Raw genomic sequence first — 15,017 nt, 5'->3', positions numbered from 1 at the left:
GCACGACCTCCCTGGGGATGCGGGCTAGCTGGTGGCGGCGCGTTCGGCGGCGCTGCGGAGGACGCAGAACTCGTTGCCTTCCGGGTCGTGCATGACGACGAAGCCGGTGCCGTCGGGGTTGCGGCGGTCGTGGGCGATGGTGGCGCCCAGCGTCAGCAACCACTCGACCTCGGCGTCCCGAGTTCCGTCCGGCTCGAGGTCGAGGTGGACCCGGTTCTTGGCGGCCTTCTCGTCGTTGTTCTGCTCGAACAGGAGCTTCACCGAGTCCGCGACGACCGCGGCGTACGGCTCGCCGGGATGGTCGTCGTCGGGCCGCTCGGCCTTCAGCACCTGCAGCCAGAAGCCGGCCAGCTCATAGGGGTCGTGGGCATCGAACGTCACCGTTCGCACGTGGGAAGTCATGCGCCAACCCTACTTCCGGAAGAGCAGGCGGTCCTGCGGAACTTCACCATCCAGGTACGGCGTGAAGCCGGCGGCGACCGCGATCTCGGTGAGCCCCTCGGCTTGCCACCGATGGACGTAGAGATCCATCGGGAGACCGCCGTACCCGGACGTCTTGTGGGTGGACTCGTCGCCGACGTGAAAGCCCATCAGCAGGACCCCGCCGGCGGCCAGCACGCGGTGGAACTCGGCAAACGCCTGCGGTACGACGTCGCGCGGCAGGTGGATGATCGACCACCAGGACACGACCCCGCCGAGCTCACCGTCGGCCAGTTCCAGGGCCGTCATCGAGCCGACCCGGAAGTCCAGCTCCGGGTGGTCCCGTCGGGCGACATCGATCATCCCCGGGGACAGGTCGATCCCGGTCACTTTCAGACCGCGCGCGGCCAGCAGGCCGGTCGTTCGGCCGGGCCCGCACCCGACGTCAAGCACCGGACGGCCACCGGCCAGCTCGGCGAACAGGTCGAAACCCTCGGACTCCCAGTCCGCGCCGTCCTGCACGAGGTCGGCGTACGCAGTGGCGACGGTGTCGTAGGAGCTGCGAATGTTGCCCAGGTGGTCAGTCACCCGGCCGACCCTAGAGCCGGCCGGGGACAGTTTTTCAGGCCTTGCCGAGGGTCTGCCGCTGGCGGCCGAGCCCCTGGATCTCGAGTTCCATCGTGTCGCCGGGAGCCAGGTACGGGAACCGGCCGGACAGCGCGACGCCCTCCGGGGTGCCGGTGTTCACGATGTCGCCGGGGCTGAGCACCATGTACTGCGAGAGGTCGCGGATCAGCGCCGCCGCGGAGAAGACCATGTCCCGGGTGTTCGAGTCCTGCCGCGCCTCGCCGTTCACCCAGGACTTCAGGTCGAGGTTGTCGGGGTCGACCTCATCGGCCGGGACCAGCGCCGGGCCGAGCGGGTTGAACGTCTCGCAGCACTTGCCCTTGGACCACTGCCCGCCGGACTCATCGAGCTGGAAGGCACGCTCGGACACGTCGTTCGAGACCGCGTAGCCGGCGATGCAGGCCAGCGCTTCCTCGTCGGTCTCGACGTACCGGGCCTGCTTGCCGATGATGACGGCGAGCTCGACCTCCCAGTCGGTCTTCGTCGAGCCGCGCGGGACGAGCACCTCGTCGTCCGGGCCGACGACGGTGTTCGGGTGCTTGAAGAACACGATCGGCTGCTCCGGCGGCTCGGAGCCGGACTCGGCCGCGTGGGCGGCGTAGTTCATGCCGATGCAGACCACCGCGCCCGGCCGGGCGATCGGGGCGCCGATCCGCAGGCCCTCGACGTCGGCTACCGGCAGGTCGCCGGCCTCGAGGGCGGCGCGAGCCCGGGCGACACCGTCCGCGGCGAGGAACGCCCCGTCGATGTCGGCGGTGATCGAGCTCAGGTCGTGAACGGTGCCGTCGGCGGCGCGCACGTACGGGCGCTCCTCGCCGACCGCGCCGAGGCGCAGCAGTTCCACAGATGTCTCCCTGGCGGTCTGGTGACGGTGTCTAGTCCTGGTCGAAGATGGGCCGCAGCCGGGCCCGGGAGGCCTCGATGTGCGCCCGCATCGCCGCGGCCGCGTCCTCCGGATCGCCCTTGCGGACCGCGGTCACGATCGTCTTGTGCTCCCGCAACGCCTTCGTCGCGATGCCGCCACCGTAGTACAGCCGGAACAGGTGCAGGTGGCAGTGTGTCCGCTGGAAGGACAGCCGGGCCGTCTCGTTGCGGGACAGCTCCAGCACCAGGTCGTGGAAGCGCTGGTCGTGCGCCGCCATCGCCCGGTAGCTCTCGTACGCCGGCCGGTCCGGTACGTCGGTGTAGCTCAGCATCTCCGCCTTGAGCCGGGCCAGGTCGTCGGCGCCGGCCCGCTCGGCGGCGCGGCCGGCCGCCCACGGCTCGACGTGCAGGCGGTACTCGAACAGGTCGTCGAACTCGGCCAGGGTCAACCGGGACGACACCCGGTAGCCGCGCAGCGGTTCCTTGATCACCAGCCCGTCGGACTCCAGCCGGGCCAGCGACTCCCGGATCGGGGTCTGCGAGATGCCCAGCTCACGGGTCAGCGCGTCGATGTTCAGCCGGGTGCCCGGCTCGACCACGCTGTCCATGATCAGGCCCTTGACCGTTTCGTAGACATCGTCGCTCAGCACCTGCCGCTGAGGCAGCCGGGCGAGCTGCCCCGCCAGACCCACATGCGCATCCGTCACGTGTCGCTCCTCCCAGAGCCATTCTGCCCGACCCGCATCGTTACCTGGACGAGTCTTGACGGGTCCAGTGTGAACGGGCAGCATCAGGTACGCAATATCCTATAGGATCTGGAGCCGCCCCATGACCGCGTCGCCCCTCCGGACCCCCCTTCCGGCGAGTACGGCGATTATCCGCGCCGAGGCCTACCTGGTCGACCTGGAGGTCGAGACGGTCCGCACCGACGCGGTCCAGTCGTTCCTCAAGCAGGAGACCATCTTCGTGTCGGTGGAGACCGCGGACGGGCTGACCGGCCTCGGGTACTCCTACACGATCGGCACCGGCGGCACCGCCGTACTGGCGTTGCTGCGGGACCATCTGCTGCCCCGCCTCGTCGGTGCGGACGCCCGGAACGTCGAGGCGCTCTGGTCGGACCTGTTCTGGTCGACCCACGCGACCACGGTCGGTGCGATCACGTCGCTCGCGCTCGCGGCCGTCGACACGGCGTTGTGGGATCTGCGCTGTCTGCGGGCGGGTGAACCGCTGTGGCGGTTGGCCGGTGGATATCGGCAGCGGGTGCCGCTCTACGACACCGAGGGCGGCTGGCTGCATCTGACAATTGACGAGCTGGTTGCGGGCGCGCTCGCGTCGCAGAAGGCGGGCTGGCCCGGGGTCAAGCTCAAGGTCGGCAAGCCACGGGTCCACGAGGATCTGGAGCGACTGCAGGCGGTTCGGGACGCGGTCGGGCCGGCGCTCGACATCATGGTCGATGCGAACCAGTCGATGACGTATCCGGAGGCTCGCCGGCGAGCTGCGGCGTTCGAAGCGATTGATCTGTCATGGCTCGAGGAGCCGTTGCCGGCCGACGATGTGACCGGGCACGTGCGGTTGGCGGAGTCCACCTCGATTCCGATCGCGGTGGGTGAGTCGCTGTACTCCGTCTCACAGTTCCGGGAGTACGCCGCGTCGGGCGCTGCCGGGATCGTCCAGGTGGACGTGGCCCGGGTCGGCGGGATCACGCCGTGGCTGAAGGTCGCGCATCTGGCCGAGGCGTTCAACCTCGAGGTGTGCCCGCATTTCCTGATGGAGCTGCATGTCAGCCTGACGGCCGCCGTACCCAACGGCCGGTATGTGGAGCACATCCCGCAGTTGCGGGCGATCACGTCGTCCGAGATGGCGATCGTGGACGGGCATGCGGTGGCGCCGGACTCGCCGGGGCTGGGCATCGACTGGAATCAGGACGCGATCGACGATCGGAGGGTTGGATGAGTGGCATGACTCGAGTCGACGCCCATCACCACATCTGGGACCTGACGGTCCGCGAGCAAACCTGGATGGTCGGGGCCGCGCTCGACCCGATCCGGCGCAACTACTCCATGGACGATCTGGCGCCGCGAGCCGCGGCCGCCGGTGTCACCTCCACCGTCCTGGTTCAGACCGTGGGCCTGGTCGAGGAGACCGCCGAGTTCCTGGAAGTTGCCGCCAGCAATAATCTGGTGGCGGGTGTGGTCGGCTGGGTGGACCTCACCGCGGACGACGTCGCCACCGCGCTGGACGGCCTGCGCTCGCGTCCGGACGGCGCCTATCTGAAGGCGATCCGCCACCAGGTCCACGACGAGCCGGACGTCGACTGGCTCCTGCGCCCGGACGTCCAGCGCGGCCTGGCCGCCGTCGCCGACGCCGGCCTGGCCTACGACCTGCTCACCAAGACCCCGCACCTCTCCGCCGCGATCCAGACCGCCCGCAACCTCCCCCAGCTGAACTTCGTGGTCGACCACATCTCCAAGCCCGTGATCGGCGAGCCGCTGGAGCCCTGGGCCACCCAACTCCGCGAGCTGGCCGCCCTGCCCAACGTCACCTGCAAACTCTCCGGCATGGTCACCGAAGCCTGCTGGACCGACTGGAAACCCGCCGACCTCCAGCCGTACGCCGACGTCGTCCTGGACGCCTTCGGCCCGGACCGGGTGATGTTCGGCTCCGACTGGCCCGTCTGCCTCCTGGCCGCCTCCTACGCCGAGGTGGTCGAAACAGCCGAGACCCTCACAGCCTCCTTGACCCCCACAGAACGCGAAGCAGTCTTCGCCACCACCGCCACCAACACCTACAAGCTCTAGCTGGGCTCGAGGTCGGCGGTGGTGGCGGACCAGCTGGCGAGGAGGGTGAGGGCGTCGTCGGAGGGGGAGCCGGGCTCGGCGGTGTAGGTGAGGAGGCTTTGGTTCGGGTCGGAGGCCAGGGGGAAGGACTCGAAGGGGAGGTCGAGGTCTCCGACGACGGGGTGGTGGAGGAGTTTCCTGCCGGTGGTGTGGATCCGGACGTCGTGGGCGGCCCAGCGGAGCCTGAACTCCTCGCTGCGGGTGGACAGCTCGCCGATCAGATCCGAGGTCCGGCGGTCGTACGGATCCCGGCCGACCTCGGCACGGAGTAGTGCGACGGTGTCGTTGGCGACCTGGTCCCAAGCGCGGAAGAACTCGGTCGCCTGCGGGTCGAGGAAGACGAACCGGGCGTTGTTGGGCGGCCTGACGGGTCCGGCGTACGCGGGCGAGAACAGCGCCGCCCCGAGGGCGTTGGCGGCCAGGATGTCCAGGCGTCCGCTCAGTACGAACGCCGGGGTGCCGATCATCGAGTCCAGGACGCGCTGGACGGTGGGACGGATCGGCTGGGCGGCGGGTCGGCGGCGTGGTGGTCGGGTCTTGCCGGCGGTGCGGAGCAGGTCGAGTAGGTGTGCCCGCTCGGCTTCGTCGAGCTGTAGTGCGTGTGCGAGACCGTCGATCACGCTGTCGGAGACGCCGATCGCGGTGCCGCGCTCGAGCCGGGTGTAGTACTCGGTCGAGATCCCGGCGAGCAGAGCGACCTCCTCCCGGCGCAGTCCCACGACCCGTCGGCGGGCTCCGCCGTACACCGGTAGCCCGGCCTGTTCGGGGCTGATCCGGCCTCGCCGCGTGGTCAGGAACTCCCGGATCTCCGAGCGCACGTCGCCTCGGATGTCGCGGTCGTTCCTGCCGGTCATGTTCACCACTGTACGAGCGCCTCCGCGGAGTTGGGGGTCCCTCTCAGTACCCCTCGAACAGGGTCTCCCCGCCATCCGCGCCGACTGGTTTCGTGGGGATCACTACATCAACGAGAGGGAAGTTCACGAGCATGACTGACAAGAAGGTTTGGTTCATCACCGGCGCCGGGCGCGGTCTGGGCGTGGACATCGCCACTGCCGCACTGGCCGCCGGTCATGCCGTCGTCGCCACCGGACGCAGCGCCGAGCGGGTGAGCTCCGCCCTCGGCGCGTACGACGATCTCCTCGTCGTCACGCTGGACGTGACCGATCCGGCCGGCATCCAGGACGCCGTCCGCGCGGCAACGGATCGCTTCGGCCATATCGACGTACTGGTCAACAATGCGGGCAACTTCAACGCCGGGTTCTTCGAGGAGCTCAGCGCCGAGGACTTCCGGGCGCAGATCGAGACCACGTTGTTCGGTCCGGTCGAGGTCACTCGCGCTGTCCTTCCGGTGATGCGCGCTCAGCGTTCAGGCCTGGTCGTCACGATCTCCTCGACCGCGGGGATCGCCGGCCAGGAGTTCTGTACGGCGTACGCCGCGTCGAAGTTCGGCGTCGAGGGGTGGATGGAGTCGCTGACCCCAGAGGTTGCGCCGTTCGGGATCCGCACGATGCTCGTCGAGCCCGGCTTCTTCCGGACCGAGCTGCTGAGCCCCGAGTCGACCAAGTACGCCGAGGCAACCATCGACGACTACGCCGAGCGCACCCGGGAGACCGTCGCGGGCTGGAAGAGCATGGACGGCCGGCAGGGCGGCGATCCGGCCAAGCTCGCGAACGCGCTCGTGCGGCTCGCGGACGAGGACGAGCCTCCACTGCGCTTCATGGCCGGCGCCGACGCTGTCGCGACTGTCGAGCAGAAGGCCAACACCCTTCTGGCCCAGGCCGACGCGTACCGCGAGCTGTCGAGCGATCTAGCCCACGCCTGACAGGGCCGATCCCAAGTCTCTGACCGGCCCAGCCGGCTACGCCTGATCGGCCGGCGGGGCGAACTCGACGCGGACGCCGAGGAGGCGGATGGGGCGGCGGAGTTCGAATTTGTCGAGGAGGGCCTGGGCGGTGGTGGCGACGACCTCGGGGTCCTGGGTGATTTCGGGGAGTTTGCGGCTCTTGATCGGGGTGTAGAAGCTGATGAAGCGGACCTTCACCCAGATGCGTTGGATCGTGCGGCCCTCGGCGACGACGTCCCGGGTCACGTGGATGGCGATGCGGCGGAGTTCCTTCTCCACGTCGGCTCGGTCGACCAGGTCCTCGGGGAAGGTTTCCTCACGGCTGCGGGAGACGGGCTCGCGGGGTACGTCGGTCACCTCGGTGTCGCCGAGTCCCCGGCCGAGGGCGGCGTACCAGGCGCCCATCTTCGGCCCGAAGCGCTTGCGGAGGACGTCGAGGTCGGCGGCGGCCAGGTCGGCGACGGTGAAGACGCCGAGCTCGTTGAGGTTCCGCTCCATCCGGCTGCCGATGCCCCACAGTTCCCGGACCGGCCGGTGGTCCATCACCTCCCGCCAGTTCGCGCCGGTCAGCCGATAGACGCCGGGCACCTCGATAGGTGCGTCGGTCGTACTCGCGCCCTCGAAAGGCGCGGCGTGGGAACGCGCGTGCTTCGCGAAGGTGGTGGCCAGCTTGGCGCGGGTCTTGTTGTCGCCGATGCCGACCGAACAAGTCAGGCTCGTCCGGGCCTGCACGGCCGCGCGCAGGTCGGCGGCGAGCTGCTCGGGATCGTCGGTCTCCGCGCCGACGAAGCACTCGTCCCAGCCCCAAACCTCGACTACCACGGGGAACGAGCGCAGCGTGTCCATCACCTCGGTCGACGCCGCGTCGTAGGCGGCCGGATCGGACGGCAGGAAGACCGCCTGCGGGCACTTCTTGTACGCCGCCCGCACCGGCATCCCCGAGTGCACGCCGTACTCGCGCGCCTCGTACGACGCGGTCGCGACCACCTGCCGTGGTTGCGTCGGATCGCCAGATCCACCGACCACCACCGGCAACCCGCGCAGCTCAGGTCGGCGCCGGATCTCCACAGCCGCGATGAACTGATCCATGTCCACGTGCAGGATCCACCAGCTCATCACCACTCCCCGGAGTCGACAACCCAGCGTAACGGTGGCTGCGTCAGAGTTCCTTGCGCATCTGCTGAGAGGTGACGATGTAGCCGAGGGACTCGTAGAGGTGGATGGCGGTGGAGTTGTCGCCGAAGACGTTGAGGTCCAGTTGGCTGTAGCCGAGCCGGCGGCACTCGTCCTCGCAGGCGAGCATGATCGCGCGGCCGTAGCCCTTGCCCCGGTGGTCGGCGTCGACCTCGATGCCGTAGATGAACGCGCCCCGCGTCCTGGTGTTGATCCACAAGCTCCCGACCGGCTCGTCACCGGCGCAGGCCAGCCAGATCAGGTGATTGTCGGTGCTGTGGCCCTTCGGCAGCAGCCTGTCGGTCTCGCGGTAGGCGAACTCGAGTGCCCCGGCCGGATCCAGCCCCTGGGCCGGGCCGATGCCGGACGCGAACGACGCGGCGGCGCCGTCCCTCCACCTCGCGAACTCGGAGTCGGTGATCGGGCGAAGGGTCACCAGTGGCGTGGTCACGTGCTGACGATAGTCCGCTCGAGGGGTTTGCCGACGGGTACCGGGACAAGTGGCCGCGGTTGTAGACCCAGCCGCGGTGAAATCGATCGATGCCGAGGTGCCTGACCATGACAGCACTGCCGAAATCCCAGCCATGAGGCGTCGCAAACCGCCCGCCGGCGCGGTGAGCAAGGCCCCGGCCGGCCTGCCGTCGCCCCTGATCGAGAACTGGGCCTGGCAGGATCACGCCGCCTGTGTGGACGTCGACCCTGAGCTGTTCTTCGCCGCCGAGTCCGAGCGCGGCCCCCGCAAGCACGCCCGCGAGGTGGTCGCCAAGTCACTGTGCAAGACCTGCCCGGTACGGCGCGAGTGCCGCGAGCACGCCTTTGTCGTCGGGGAGACGTACGGCGTCTGGGGCGGCACCACCGAGGAGGAACGCGAGCCCGCCCTGCAAGCCCGGCGTCAGTAATCTGTCGGCATGGAGCTGACCTTTGAGCTGGCCGAGAAAGTACTCGCGGCACAGCCGTTCAGTGTGCTGTTGGGAGCCCGGCTGACCGCGTTCGGTGCGGGCGGAGCCACGCTCGAGCTGGACATCCGCGACGACCTCCGGCAGCAGAACGGCTACCTGCACGGCGGCGTCCTCGGTTACGCGGCCGACAACGCGATCACGTTCGCGGCCGGTACGGCGCTCGGCCCCGAGGTGCTCACCGGCGGCTTCACGATTAGCTACCTCCGCCCGGCCCAGGGCACCGTCCTCCGGGCCGAGGCGATGGTCGCCCACGCGGGCAGCCGCCAGGCGACCTGCACCTGCGAGTTGTCGGTCGTCGACGAAGCCGGCGCCACCACCCTGTGCGCGATCGCGCAGGGCACAGTCATCGCCCTGCGCCGATGACGACCCGTGTCCTCGTCACGGGAGCGAGCGGGTACGTCGGCTCCCGGCTGACGCCCCACCTCCGGGCGGCTGGATGTTCGGTGATCGCGTTCGGCCGGTCCCGATCTCGCGATGCCGACGTCAGCAGGGCGGGAAGCTTCACCAGCCCCACTGACCTCGCACTGCTCGATGATCTGCCCATCGACGTCGTTGTCCATCTCGCCGGAGTGACTGGCGCAGCGACCGAGGCCGATGCCATCCAGGTCAACGTGGAGGGAACCCGTCTGCTGCTCCGGACCATGATCGACCGGGGCGTCAGGAGGTTCGTCGTGGCGAGTTCGATCGCGGCCGCGGGCTGCCTCACCGAGGACTTCCTGCCGCAGACATTGCCGATCCCCGCCGGCCATCCCTGCCAGTCCGCGAATCCCTATGGATTCTCGAAGTACCTGGTCGAGGAACTGGCCCGGTACTTCGTCCGGACCGATGACGCCCTGGAGCTCGACCTGTACCGGATCGGCGTGGTCGTCGACGAACCGCATCATCAGGTGGACCTGTCGTCCGTGCGTCTCCCGTTCTGCCAGTTGGGTACAGTCCCGGTCGGCACGGTCGTGGAACGCCTCGCCGGCGCAATCCTTGCGCCTCGGGGTCCGGGCGCTCGGGTCGAGAACCTGGTGTCCCCCGAAATCCCGTCGCAGTACCCGACGATCGAGACTCTGACCGCTGTGCTCGGAGCACGGGTCAGCAGCCTGGACCTGAGCGCGTATCGCCGCCCCGGGAATCATCGGGCCGGGCTGTGGGCCGTACCCGAGGGACGCTGAACGGCCCAACCCGTCTCAGTCGAAGAGCTCCTCGAAGAAGGACTTCTTCTTCTTGCGGCTGTGCTGATTCCCGTACCGCGGGTCGTACTTGCGGTCGTCGTCGTAGCGGCGGTCGTCGTCGTACCGGCGGTCGTCGTACCGTTGCTTCTCCTCGTATCGCGGTTGCTGCTGCGGTGGCGCGTTGTAGCGCAACTCCGCATCCACGAGTCGCTCCAGCTCACCCCGGTCGAGGAAGATCCCGCGGCACTCGCCGCATTGGTCGACGGTCACACCACTGCGCTCGTACGTCCGCATAGCGCCCCGGCACTTAGGACATGTCAGGCTCTCCATCCAGGAACCCTAAGTGACGAAATCCCCGCAATCCGGCCCTTTCAGGCAACTCTCAGGAACTTCAGAGCACAACTCTCAGGTCACTTGAAGCGGGTGAGGAAGTTCTTCACGATCGGGCCGGCTGCGTGGGAGCCGGATTCGCCGCCTTCGACGATGACCGCGAAGGCCACGTCGCCGCGATAGCCGGCCATCCACGCGTTGGTGACGACCTTGCCGCCCTGGACGAGCTCGGCGGTGCCGGTCTTGGCGGCGACGGCGCCGTTGCCGGCCAGGACCTTCGCGGTACCGTCGGTGACCGTCGTCCGCATGAACGTCCGCAGCGAGGCGACCGTTGCCGCGGGCAACGGAGAGGCGGCGGGACCGGCCGCGTCCTTGTCCGGCACCAGGACCGGCTTCATCGCCGTACCGTGGTCGACCGTGGCAGCGATCAGCGAGACGGCCAGCGGGCTCGCGGTGACAGTGCCCTGGCCGATCATCGACGCGGCCTCGGCGACGTCGTCCTTGGGTGCCGGCACCTGACCGCCGTACGCCGAGATCGACAACCCGAGGTCGCGGCCGATCCCGAACATCGCCGCGGTCTTCGTCATCGCGTCCTTCGGCAGCCGGGCGTGCTGCGAGATGAACGCGGTGTTGCAGGACTCGTTGAACGCCTTCTGCATCGTGCCCGCGCCGTACGCCGCCAGGCCGTCGTAGTTCTTGAACGTCTTGCCGAAGACGTTGATCGTGTTCGTGCACGGCAGCGCGGTCGCCGCGGTCTCACCGCTGCCCAGCAACGCGGCCGAGGTGACGATCTTGAACGTCGACCCGGGCGCGTACTGACCCTGGAAAGCGCGGTTGTAGCTGGCCACCGTCGGCCCGTTCGCGGCGGCCAGGATCTGGCCCGTCGAAGCTTGGACGGCGACCAGCGACGCCGGCAGCTTGCTTGTCGCCAGCGCGGCCTCGGCGTACCGCTGCATGTTCGCGTCGAGGGTGGTCTTGACCGGCTTCCCGGCGGTGCCCTTCTGGCTGAAGACCGTCTTGATCGTCAGCTTGGTCTTCCCGTCCCGCAAGGCGACGGTGCCGCCCGGCGTCCCGGCGAGCTGCTGCTGGAACGCGTACTGCAGCCCGGTCGTCCCGACCTGGTCCTGCGCCGAAGCGGTCGGGCCGGCGTTCTTCAGGGTGTCCGCGGTCGCCGTCTTCATGGTGCCGAGGATCGACCGGGCGAACGTCGCGGTCTCCGGCAGCGACTGCGTGCCACCCATCGTCAGCACGCCGGGCAGCTTGCCCATGGTGGTGCGCAGCGCCTCCCACTGCTCGGACCGGATCGTGATCGCGTCGACGAACTGGCCGGTCGGCGCCGCCTTCGCGCGGGCGGCGAGCTTCGCGCCGTCCACCTGGAGGTTCTTGGTGAAGGCGGCGTACGTCGCAGGCGTCGCCACGTTGCCGGAGGCGACCCCGACGATGACGACCTGGCGGTTCGCGGTCAGGGCGACGCCGTTGCGGTCCAGGATCGAGGCGCGGGCGGGCAGTGCGCGGACCCGCTTGAGGTAGTTCGCGTCACCGAGCCCGGGGTAGATGGTGTCGCCGGAGGCCTTGATCTTCCACACGTCGGCGGTCTTCACGGCGGTCGCCGTACTGGTCCACTTCATCGCGCCGATGCCGCGGAGCTGGGCCTCGACGGCGAGGTCCTGCGTGCAGTTGCTGCCGTCGCTGCACTTCGGGTCGCCCTGCGGTGCCACCGTGACGGTGCTCGCGACCAGCGCGGTGTCCACGTCGTCGAGCCGCTTGCCGAACACCGTCGGATTGTCGGTGAGCGCGCCCGCCGCGTCCGGCTTCCCGTCCGGCGCCCACGCCTTCACCCAGGCGTCGGCGAACTCCTTGATCACCGCCGCGGAGGCCTGCTTCTCGTCGTTCGGGTCCGGCTTGCCGTCGGCGCCGGCCTTCTTTCCGGAGCAACCGGCGGTGATCAGCAGACTACTCAGGCAGACGATGGCAGTGGTTCGCTTCACGTTCCCAACTCTCGCACGACGACGGATGGACACCGGGCACAGTCTTCGGCGTGTGCCTTACAGGCACGAGGGCGAAACTACTCAACGCACCCAAGTACGACGCGGGGCGGGCGGCTGGAGTTGGCATCGGATCGCGAAATCGCCTGATCAGGCAGGTGGATCGCCGCGATGAATCAGAGTCAAGAGCCTGCGCGAATCGTGGGCTCGGCAACCGATTGCTCACTCCCGGCGTATTCTGCAGCCTTGTGACCCGCCTTGCTCTGCACAGCCGCCTGATCCCCGGTACCGAAGAGGCCTACGAGATCGAGCACGCTCGTGTCTGGCCGGAACTGATCATCGCGATGCACGCCGCCGGCATCAGCGACTGGTCCATCTGGCGCAGTGGCCGAGATCTGTTCCACCTGGTCGTGTCCGACGACTTCGAGGCCGCTGTCGCGCAGTTGAAGAACGACCCGGTCGACCAGCGCTGGCAGCAGCACATGAGCCAGTTCGTCGAGGGCTTCGCCCAGAACCCGGAAGGCGTCGCCGGCCAGTCCCTGCGCCATGTCTGGACCATGAGCGAGCAGACCGACTAGCCGGACATCTCCCACACCAGCAGCTCGGCGCCATCTGCGCCGGCCGTGATACGTCGCCCGTCGGAGTCGGTCAGGCGTGCGGCGTCCGCCGTACCGAGATCGCCGGCGCCCTCGAGGCTCGCCGTCCCCAGGGCGACGAAGAGATGCACGTACGGCGCTGCCGGGAGGGCGACCGCTTGGCCGGGAGCGAGGCGGGCGACTGACATCCCGGCGGAGTGCTGGTTGATGCGGATTGCGGTACTGGCCGCGTGCTGAGGGAGGCCGGAGGCGATGGGGATGAGCTCGCCGGTGGTGAGGTCGACCTCGGCCTGCTGGTAGGAGGGTGGCAGGTCGAAGCGGTCCGGGCGGACCCACATCTGCACGTAGTGGACCGGATCGCCGGCGTCGTTCCATTCGGAGTGCTGGATGCCGGAGCCGGCGCTCATCCGCTGGGCCAGGCCAGGGTGGACGACGCCGCTGTTCCCTTCCGAATCGCGGTGCGCCAAGGCACCCCGCAGTACCCAGGTCACGATCTCAAGGTCCTGGTGCGGATGCGTCTCAAACCCGGTGCCTGGGGCAACCGTCTCGTCATTGTGCGCGAGCAGGAATCCGAACCCGATGTTCCCCGGATCGTAGTGCGGTCCGAACGAGAACGAGTGCCACGACTCCAGCCACTCACTCGACGTCCGGAACCGCTCGTCCGCCCGCTGGATGTCCATGCTCATGACACCTAGTAAAAGGGACTGCGCCGCTCGGTGGGCGGCGCAGTCCCGGATCGTGGGTGGTGGGTGGTCAGCCGGTCGGGTTGCCGTTGTCGGAGCCGAGGGTGGCGGTGATCGACTGGGTCTGGCCGTTCCGGGTGATGGTGAGCTTCACCTGATCGCCCGGGCGGTGCGAACGGACCGCGGCGACCAACGCGTCCCCTGACGCGATCGCCTTGCCGTCTACAGCGGTCACCACATCACCCGCGTGCAGACCGGCCTTGTCCGCCGCACCGCCGGACGTGACCTCGCCGAGGCGTGCCCCGTTCGAGAGCCCGTCGGAGGACTGCGCGTCGCCGACCTGGACGCCGAGCCGCGCATGCGTGGCCTTGCCCTTGGCCACCAGCTCGTCGATGATCGGCTTGGCCTGGTCGATCGGGATAGCGAAGCCCAGGCCGATGTTGCCGCCTTCGGATTGTCCCGATCCGCCGGCGGTTTTGATCGCGCTGTTGATTCCGACCACCTGGCCGGCGAGGTCGATCAGGGCGCCGCCCGAGTTGCCCGGGTTGATCGCGGCGTCCGTCTGGATTGCTGGGAAGACTGTCGTGCTGTCCTGCTGCGCGTCGCCTGACGTCACCGGACGGTTCAGCGCCGAGACGATGCCGCTCGTCACGGTCGCCTCCAGGCCGAACGGCGAGCCGATCGCGACCACGCCCTGCCCGACCGCGAGCTTGTCGCTCGAACCCAGCTTCGCCGGGGTCAGGTCGGTCGCGGAGGCGTGGATCACGGCCAGGTCGGTGAGCGGGTCGGTGCCCTTGATCGTGGCCGGTACAGTCCGGCCGTCGTTCAGCATGACCGAGATGGTCGCGCCGCTGCCGGCGCCGGCCACCACGTGGTTGTTGGTGACGATCAGGCCGTCCTTGCTGATCACGATGCCGGACCCGGTCGCCTCACCCTGCGAGGTGGCGACCGCGATCTTCACCACGCTCGGCAGCACCTTCGCGGCGGCGCTCTGCACCGAGCCGTCCGGCGCCGAGGCGGGTGCCGCCTGGTTGCCGTTCAGCGGGGCTGTCACCGACGGGGTGTTGGAGGTGGAGTCGTTGGTCGCCGAGTACACCGCGGCGCCGCCGACACCACCCGCGGTGCCGACCAGCAGGGCGGTCAGCGCCACCAGGGCGAGGCCACGCCGCTTCGGCTTCTCCGGTGCGGGGGACGCGGGCTGCGGACCATAGGGCCAGTTCGGGCCCGGCGGCGTCCCCTGATGCGCCCCCGGCCCGAACTGCGGGTAAGCACTCCCAGGTGCCGGGTGCTGTCCCGATCCCTGCGGCGGCCGCGGCTGCCCGCCCTGTGGCGCGAATTGCTGCTGCTGGTGCTGCCCGTAGCCACCCATCGGAAGCTGCTGGGTCCGCTCCTGCGGACTCGCGCCGTACGACGGGTTCTGGCTCCCCGGCGTCGAACCCTGCTCGGGATTCGACCCAGGCTGGTTCTGCGGCAGCTGCTGTGGGTTTTCGTTCATGAGGAGTACTTTGACGGCCCGACCTGAGAGGGCCCTGAAGATCCG

General features: G+C 69.0%; 18 protein-coding genes. 7 read left to right on the top strand and 11 right to left on the bottom strand.

Annotated elements, in window-relative coordinates:
• Positions 1 to 24 precede the first annotated feature (24 nt).
• Genes ACXC9Q_RS12120 through ACXC9Q_RS12105 form a run of 4 tightly spaced genes read right to left on the bottom strand, consistent with a single transcriptional unit; the run spans position 25 to position 2,618 of the window.
• Complete coding sequence (locus tag ACXC9Q_RS12120) at positions 25 to 402, bottom strand: VOC family protein (RefSeq protein ID WP_457056571.1); 378 nt, start codon at positions 400 to 402, stop codon at positions 25 to 27.
• A gap of 9 nt (positions 403 to 411) precedes the next feature.
• Complete coding sequence (locus tag ACXC9Q_RS12115) at positions 412 to 1,008, bottom strand: class I SAM-dependent methyltransferase (RefSeq protein WP_457056570.1); 597 nt, start codon at positions 1,006 to 1,008, stop codon at positions 412 to 414.
• 34 nt (positions 1,009 to 1,042) lie between these two features.
• Positions 1,043 to 1,891, bottom strand: a complete 849-nt coding sequence (locus ACXC9Q_RS12110) for a fumarylacetoacetate hydrolase family protein (protein ID WP_457056569.1) — start codon at positions 1,889 to 1,891, stop codon at positions 1,043 to 1,045.
• Positions 1,892 to 1,922: 31 nt separating this feature from the next.
• Positions 1,923 to 2,618, bottom strand: a complete 696-nt coding sequence (locus ACXC9Q_RS12105; RefSeq protein ID WP_328524664.1) for a GntR family transcriptional regulator — start codon at positions 2,616 to 2,618, stop codon at positions 1,923 to 1,925.
• Between the two features lie 121 nt (positions 2,619 to 2,739).
• On the opposite strand from ACXC9Q_RS12105, the gene ACXC9Q_RS12100 reads away from it, so the two are divergent.
• Entirely contained in the window at positions 2,740 to 3,864 is a 1,125-nt protein-coding gene (locus ACXC9Q_RS12100; RefSeq protein ID WP_457056568.1) for a mandelate racemase/muconate lactonizing enzyme family protein, read from the top strand.
• Between the two features lie 5 nt (positions 3,865 to 3,869).
• Positions 3,870 to 4,709 (top strand): amidohydrolase family protein, encoded by an 840-nt coding sequence (locus ACXC9Q_RS12095; protein WP_457056567.1) that lies wholly within the window; start codon positions 3,870 to 3,872, stop codon positions 4,707 to 4,709.
• On the opposite strand, the gene ACXC9Q_RS12090 is transcribed toward ACXC9Q_RS12095, so the two are convergent.
• Positions 4,706 to 5,602 carry a helix-turn-helix transcriptional regulator gene (locus ACXC9Q_RS12090; RefSeq protein WP_457056566.1) on the bottom strand — a complete coding sequence of 299 codons (897 nt, stop codon included), beginning with the start codon at positions 5,600 to 5,602 and terminating at the stop codon, positions 4,706 to 4,708. The two genes, ACXC9Q_RS12095 and ACXC9Q_RS12090, sit on opposite strands and share 4 nt — an antisense overlap.
• A gap of 131 nt (positions 5,603 to 5,733) precedes the next feature.
• Here ACXC9Q_RS12090 and ACXC9Q_RS12085 point away from each other — a divergent pair, with 131 nt between their 5' ends.
• Positions 5,734 to 6,570, top strand: coding sequence for an SDR family oxidoreductase (locus ACXC9Q_RS12085; protein ID WP_457056565.1), 837 nt, complete (start codon positions 5,734 to 5,736; stop codon positions 6,568 to 6,570).
• 36 nt (positions 6,571 to 6,606) lie between these two features.
• Here the strand turns inward: ACXC9Q_RS12085 and ACXC9Q_RS12080 are convergent, their stop codons facing one another.
• Positions 6,607 to 7,707, bottom strand: a complete 1,101-nt coding sequence (locus ACXC9Q_RS12080) for a DNA polymerase IV (RefSeq protein WP_457056564.1) — start codon at positions 7,705 to 7,707, stop codon at positions 6,607 to 6,609.
• A 43-nt stretch (positions 7,708 to 7,750) separates the two neighbouring features.
• Positions 7,751 to 8,215, bottom strand: a complete 465-nt coding sequence (locus tag ACXC9Q_RS12075; RefSeq protein ID WP_457056563.1) for an N-acetyltransferase family protein — start codon at positions 8,213 to 8,215, stop codon at positions 7,751 to 7,753.
• A 133-nt stretch (positions 8,216 to 8,348) separates the two neighbouring features.
• On the opposite strand from ACXC9Q_RS12075, the gene ACXC9Q_RS12070 reads away from it, so the two are divergent.
• Genes ACXC9Q_RS12070 through ACXC9Q_RS12060 form a run of 3 tightly spaced genes read left to right on the top strand, consistent with a single transcriptional unit; the run spans position 8,349 to position 9,883 of the window.
• Complete coding sequence (locus ACXC9Q_RS12070; protein WP_457056562.1) at positions 8,349 to 8,663, top strand: WhiB family transcriptional regulator; 315 nt, start codon at positions 8,349 to 8,351, stop codon at positions 8,661 to 8,663.
• A 9-nt stretch (positions 8,664 to 8,672) separates the two neighbouring features.
• On the top strand, positions 8,673 to 9,086 hold the full coding sequence (locus ACXC9Q_RS12065) for a PaaI family thioesterase (protein WP_457056561.1): 414 nt from the start codon (positions 8,673 to 8,675) through the stop codon (positions 9,084 to 9,086).
• Positions 9,083 to 9,883, top strand: coding sequence for an NAD-dependent epimerase/dehydratase family protein (locus ACXC9Q_RS12060; protein ID WP_457056560.1), 801 nt, complete (start codon positions 9,083 to 9,085; stop codon positions 9,881 to 9,883). The genes ACXC9Q_RS12065 and ACXC9Q_RS12060 overlap by 4 nt, the downstream gene beginning before the upstream one ends.
• Positions 9,884 to 9,898: 15 nt before the next feature.
• On the opposite strand, the gene ACXC9Q_RS12055 is transcribed toward ACXC9Q_RS12060, so the two are convergent.
• Both ACXC9Q_RS12055 and ACXC9Q_RS12050 read right to left on the bottom strand, forming a co-directional pair.
• On the bottom strand, positions 9,899 to 10,213 hold the full coding sequence (locus tag ACXC9Q_RS12055) for a TFIIB-type zinc ribbon-containing protein (protein WP_457056559.1): 315 nt from the start codon (positions 10,211 to 10,213) through the stop codon (positions 9,899 to 9,901).
• An 80-nt stretch (positions 10,214 to 10,293) separates the two neighbouring features.
• Positions 10,294 to 12,201, bottom strand: a complete 1,908-nt coding sequence (locus ACXC9Q_RS12050; protein ID WP_457056558.1) for a penicillin-binding transpeptidase domain-containing protein — start codon at positions 12,199 to 12,201, stop codon at positions 10,294 to 10,296.
• Positions 12,202 to 12,446: 245 nt separating this feature from the next.
• On the opposite strand from ACXC9Q_RS12050, the gene ACXC9Q_RS12045 reads away from it, so the two are divergent.
• Positions 12,447 to 12,776 carry an L-rhamnose mutarotase gene (locus ACXC9Q_RS12045; RefSeq protein WP_457056557.1) on the top strand — a complete coding sequence of 110 codons (330 nt, stop codon included), beginning with the start codon at positions 12,447 to 12,449 and terminating at the stop codon, positions 12,774 to 12,776.
• On the opposite strand, the gene ACXC9Q_RS12040 is transcribed toward ACXC9Q_RS12045, so the two are convergent.
• Together ACXC9Q_RS12040 and ACXC9Q_RS12035 are read right to left on the bottom strand one after the other, a co-directional pair.
• The gene (locus ACXC9Q_RS12040) at positions 12,773 to 13,480 is read right to left on the bottom strand and encodes a pirin family protein (protein WP_457056556.1); all 708 of its coding nucleotides are present in this window, start codon (positions 13,478 to 13,480) and stop codon (positions 12,773 to 12,775) included. The two genes, ACXC9Q_RS12045 and ACXC9Q_RS12040, sit on opposite strands and share 4 nt — an antisense overlap.
• A 67-nt stretch (positions 13,481 to 13,547) precedes the next feature.
• Positions 13,548 to 14,972, bottom strand: a complete 1,425-nt coding sequence (locus ACXC9Q_RS12035) for a trypsin-like peptidase domain-containing protein (protein WP_457056555.1) — start codon at positions 14,970 to 14,972, stop codon at positions 13,548 to 13,550.
• Between the last annotated feature and the right edge of the window lie 45 nt (positions 14,973 to 15,017).

Source organism: Kribbella sp. CWNU-51 (assembly GCF_054073265.1).
The sequence above is the reverse complement of the archived record's forward strand: the minus strand, read 5'-3'. Positions and strand labels throughout refer to the sequence as shown.

Bases quoted from the DNA above. Each gene is read 5' to 3' on its own strand.
- ACXC9Q_RS12120 (WP_457056571.1), bottom strand. From the start codon at position 402: ATGACTTCCCACGTGCGAACGGTGACGTTCGATGCCCACGACCCCTAT.
- ACXC9Q_RS12100 (WP_457056568.1), top strand. From the start codon at position 2,740: ATGACCGCGTCGCCCCTCCGGACCCCCCTTCCGGCGAGTACGGCGATT.
- ACXC9Q_RS12095 (WP_457056567.1), top strand. From the start codon at position 3,870: ATGACTCGAGTCGACGCCCATCACCACATCTGGGACCTGACGGTCCGC.
- ACXC9Q_RS12090 (WP_457056566.1), bottom strand. From the start codon at position 5,602: ATGACCGGCAGGAACGACCGCGACATCCGAGGCGACGTGCGCTCGGAG.
- ACXC9Q_RS12085 (WP_457056565.1), top strand. From the start codon at position 5,734: ATGACTGACAAGAAGGTTTGGTTCATCACCGGCGCCGGGCGCGGTCTG.
- ACXC9Q_RS12080 (WP_457056564.1), bottom strand. From the start codon at position 7,707: ATGAGCTGGTGGATCCTGCACGTGGACATGGATCAGTTCATCGCGGCT.
- ACXC9Q_RS12070 (WP_457056562.1), top strand. From the start codon at position 8,349: ATGAGGCGTCGCAAACCGCCCGCCGGCGCGGTGAGCAAGGCCCCGGCC.
- ACXC9Q_RS12065 (WP_457056561.1), top strand. From the start codon at position 8,673: ATGGAGCTGACCTTTGAGCTGGCCGAGAAAGTACTCGCGGCACAGCCG.
- ACXC9Q_RS12060 (WP_457056560.1), top strand. From the start codon at position 9,083: ATGACGACCCGTGTCCTCGTCACGGGAGCGAGCGGGTACGTCGGCTCC.
- ACXC9Q_RS12055 (WP_457056559.1), bottom strand. From the start codon at position 10,213: ATGGAGAGCCTGACATGTCCTAAGTGCCGGGGCGCTATGCGGACGTAC.
- ACXC9Q_RS12040 (WP_457056556.1), bottom strand. From the start codon at position 13,480: ATGAGCATGGACATCCAGCGGGCGGACGAGCGGTTCCGGACGTCGAGT.
- ACXC9Q_RS12035 (WP_457056555.1), bottom strand. From the start codon at position 14,972: ATGAACGAAAACCCACAGCAGCTGCCGCAGAACCAGCCTGGGTCGAAT.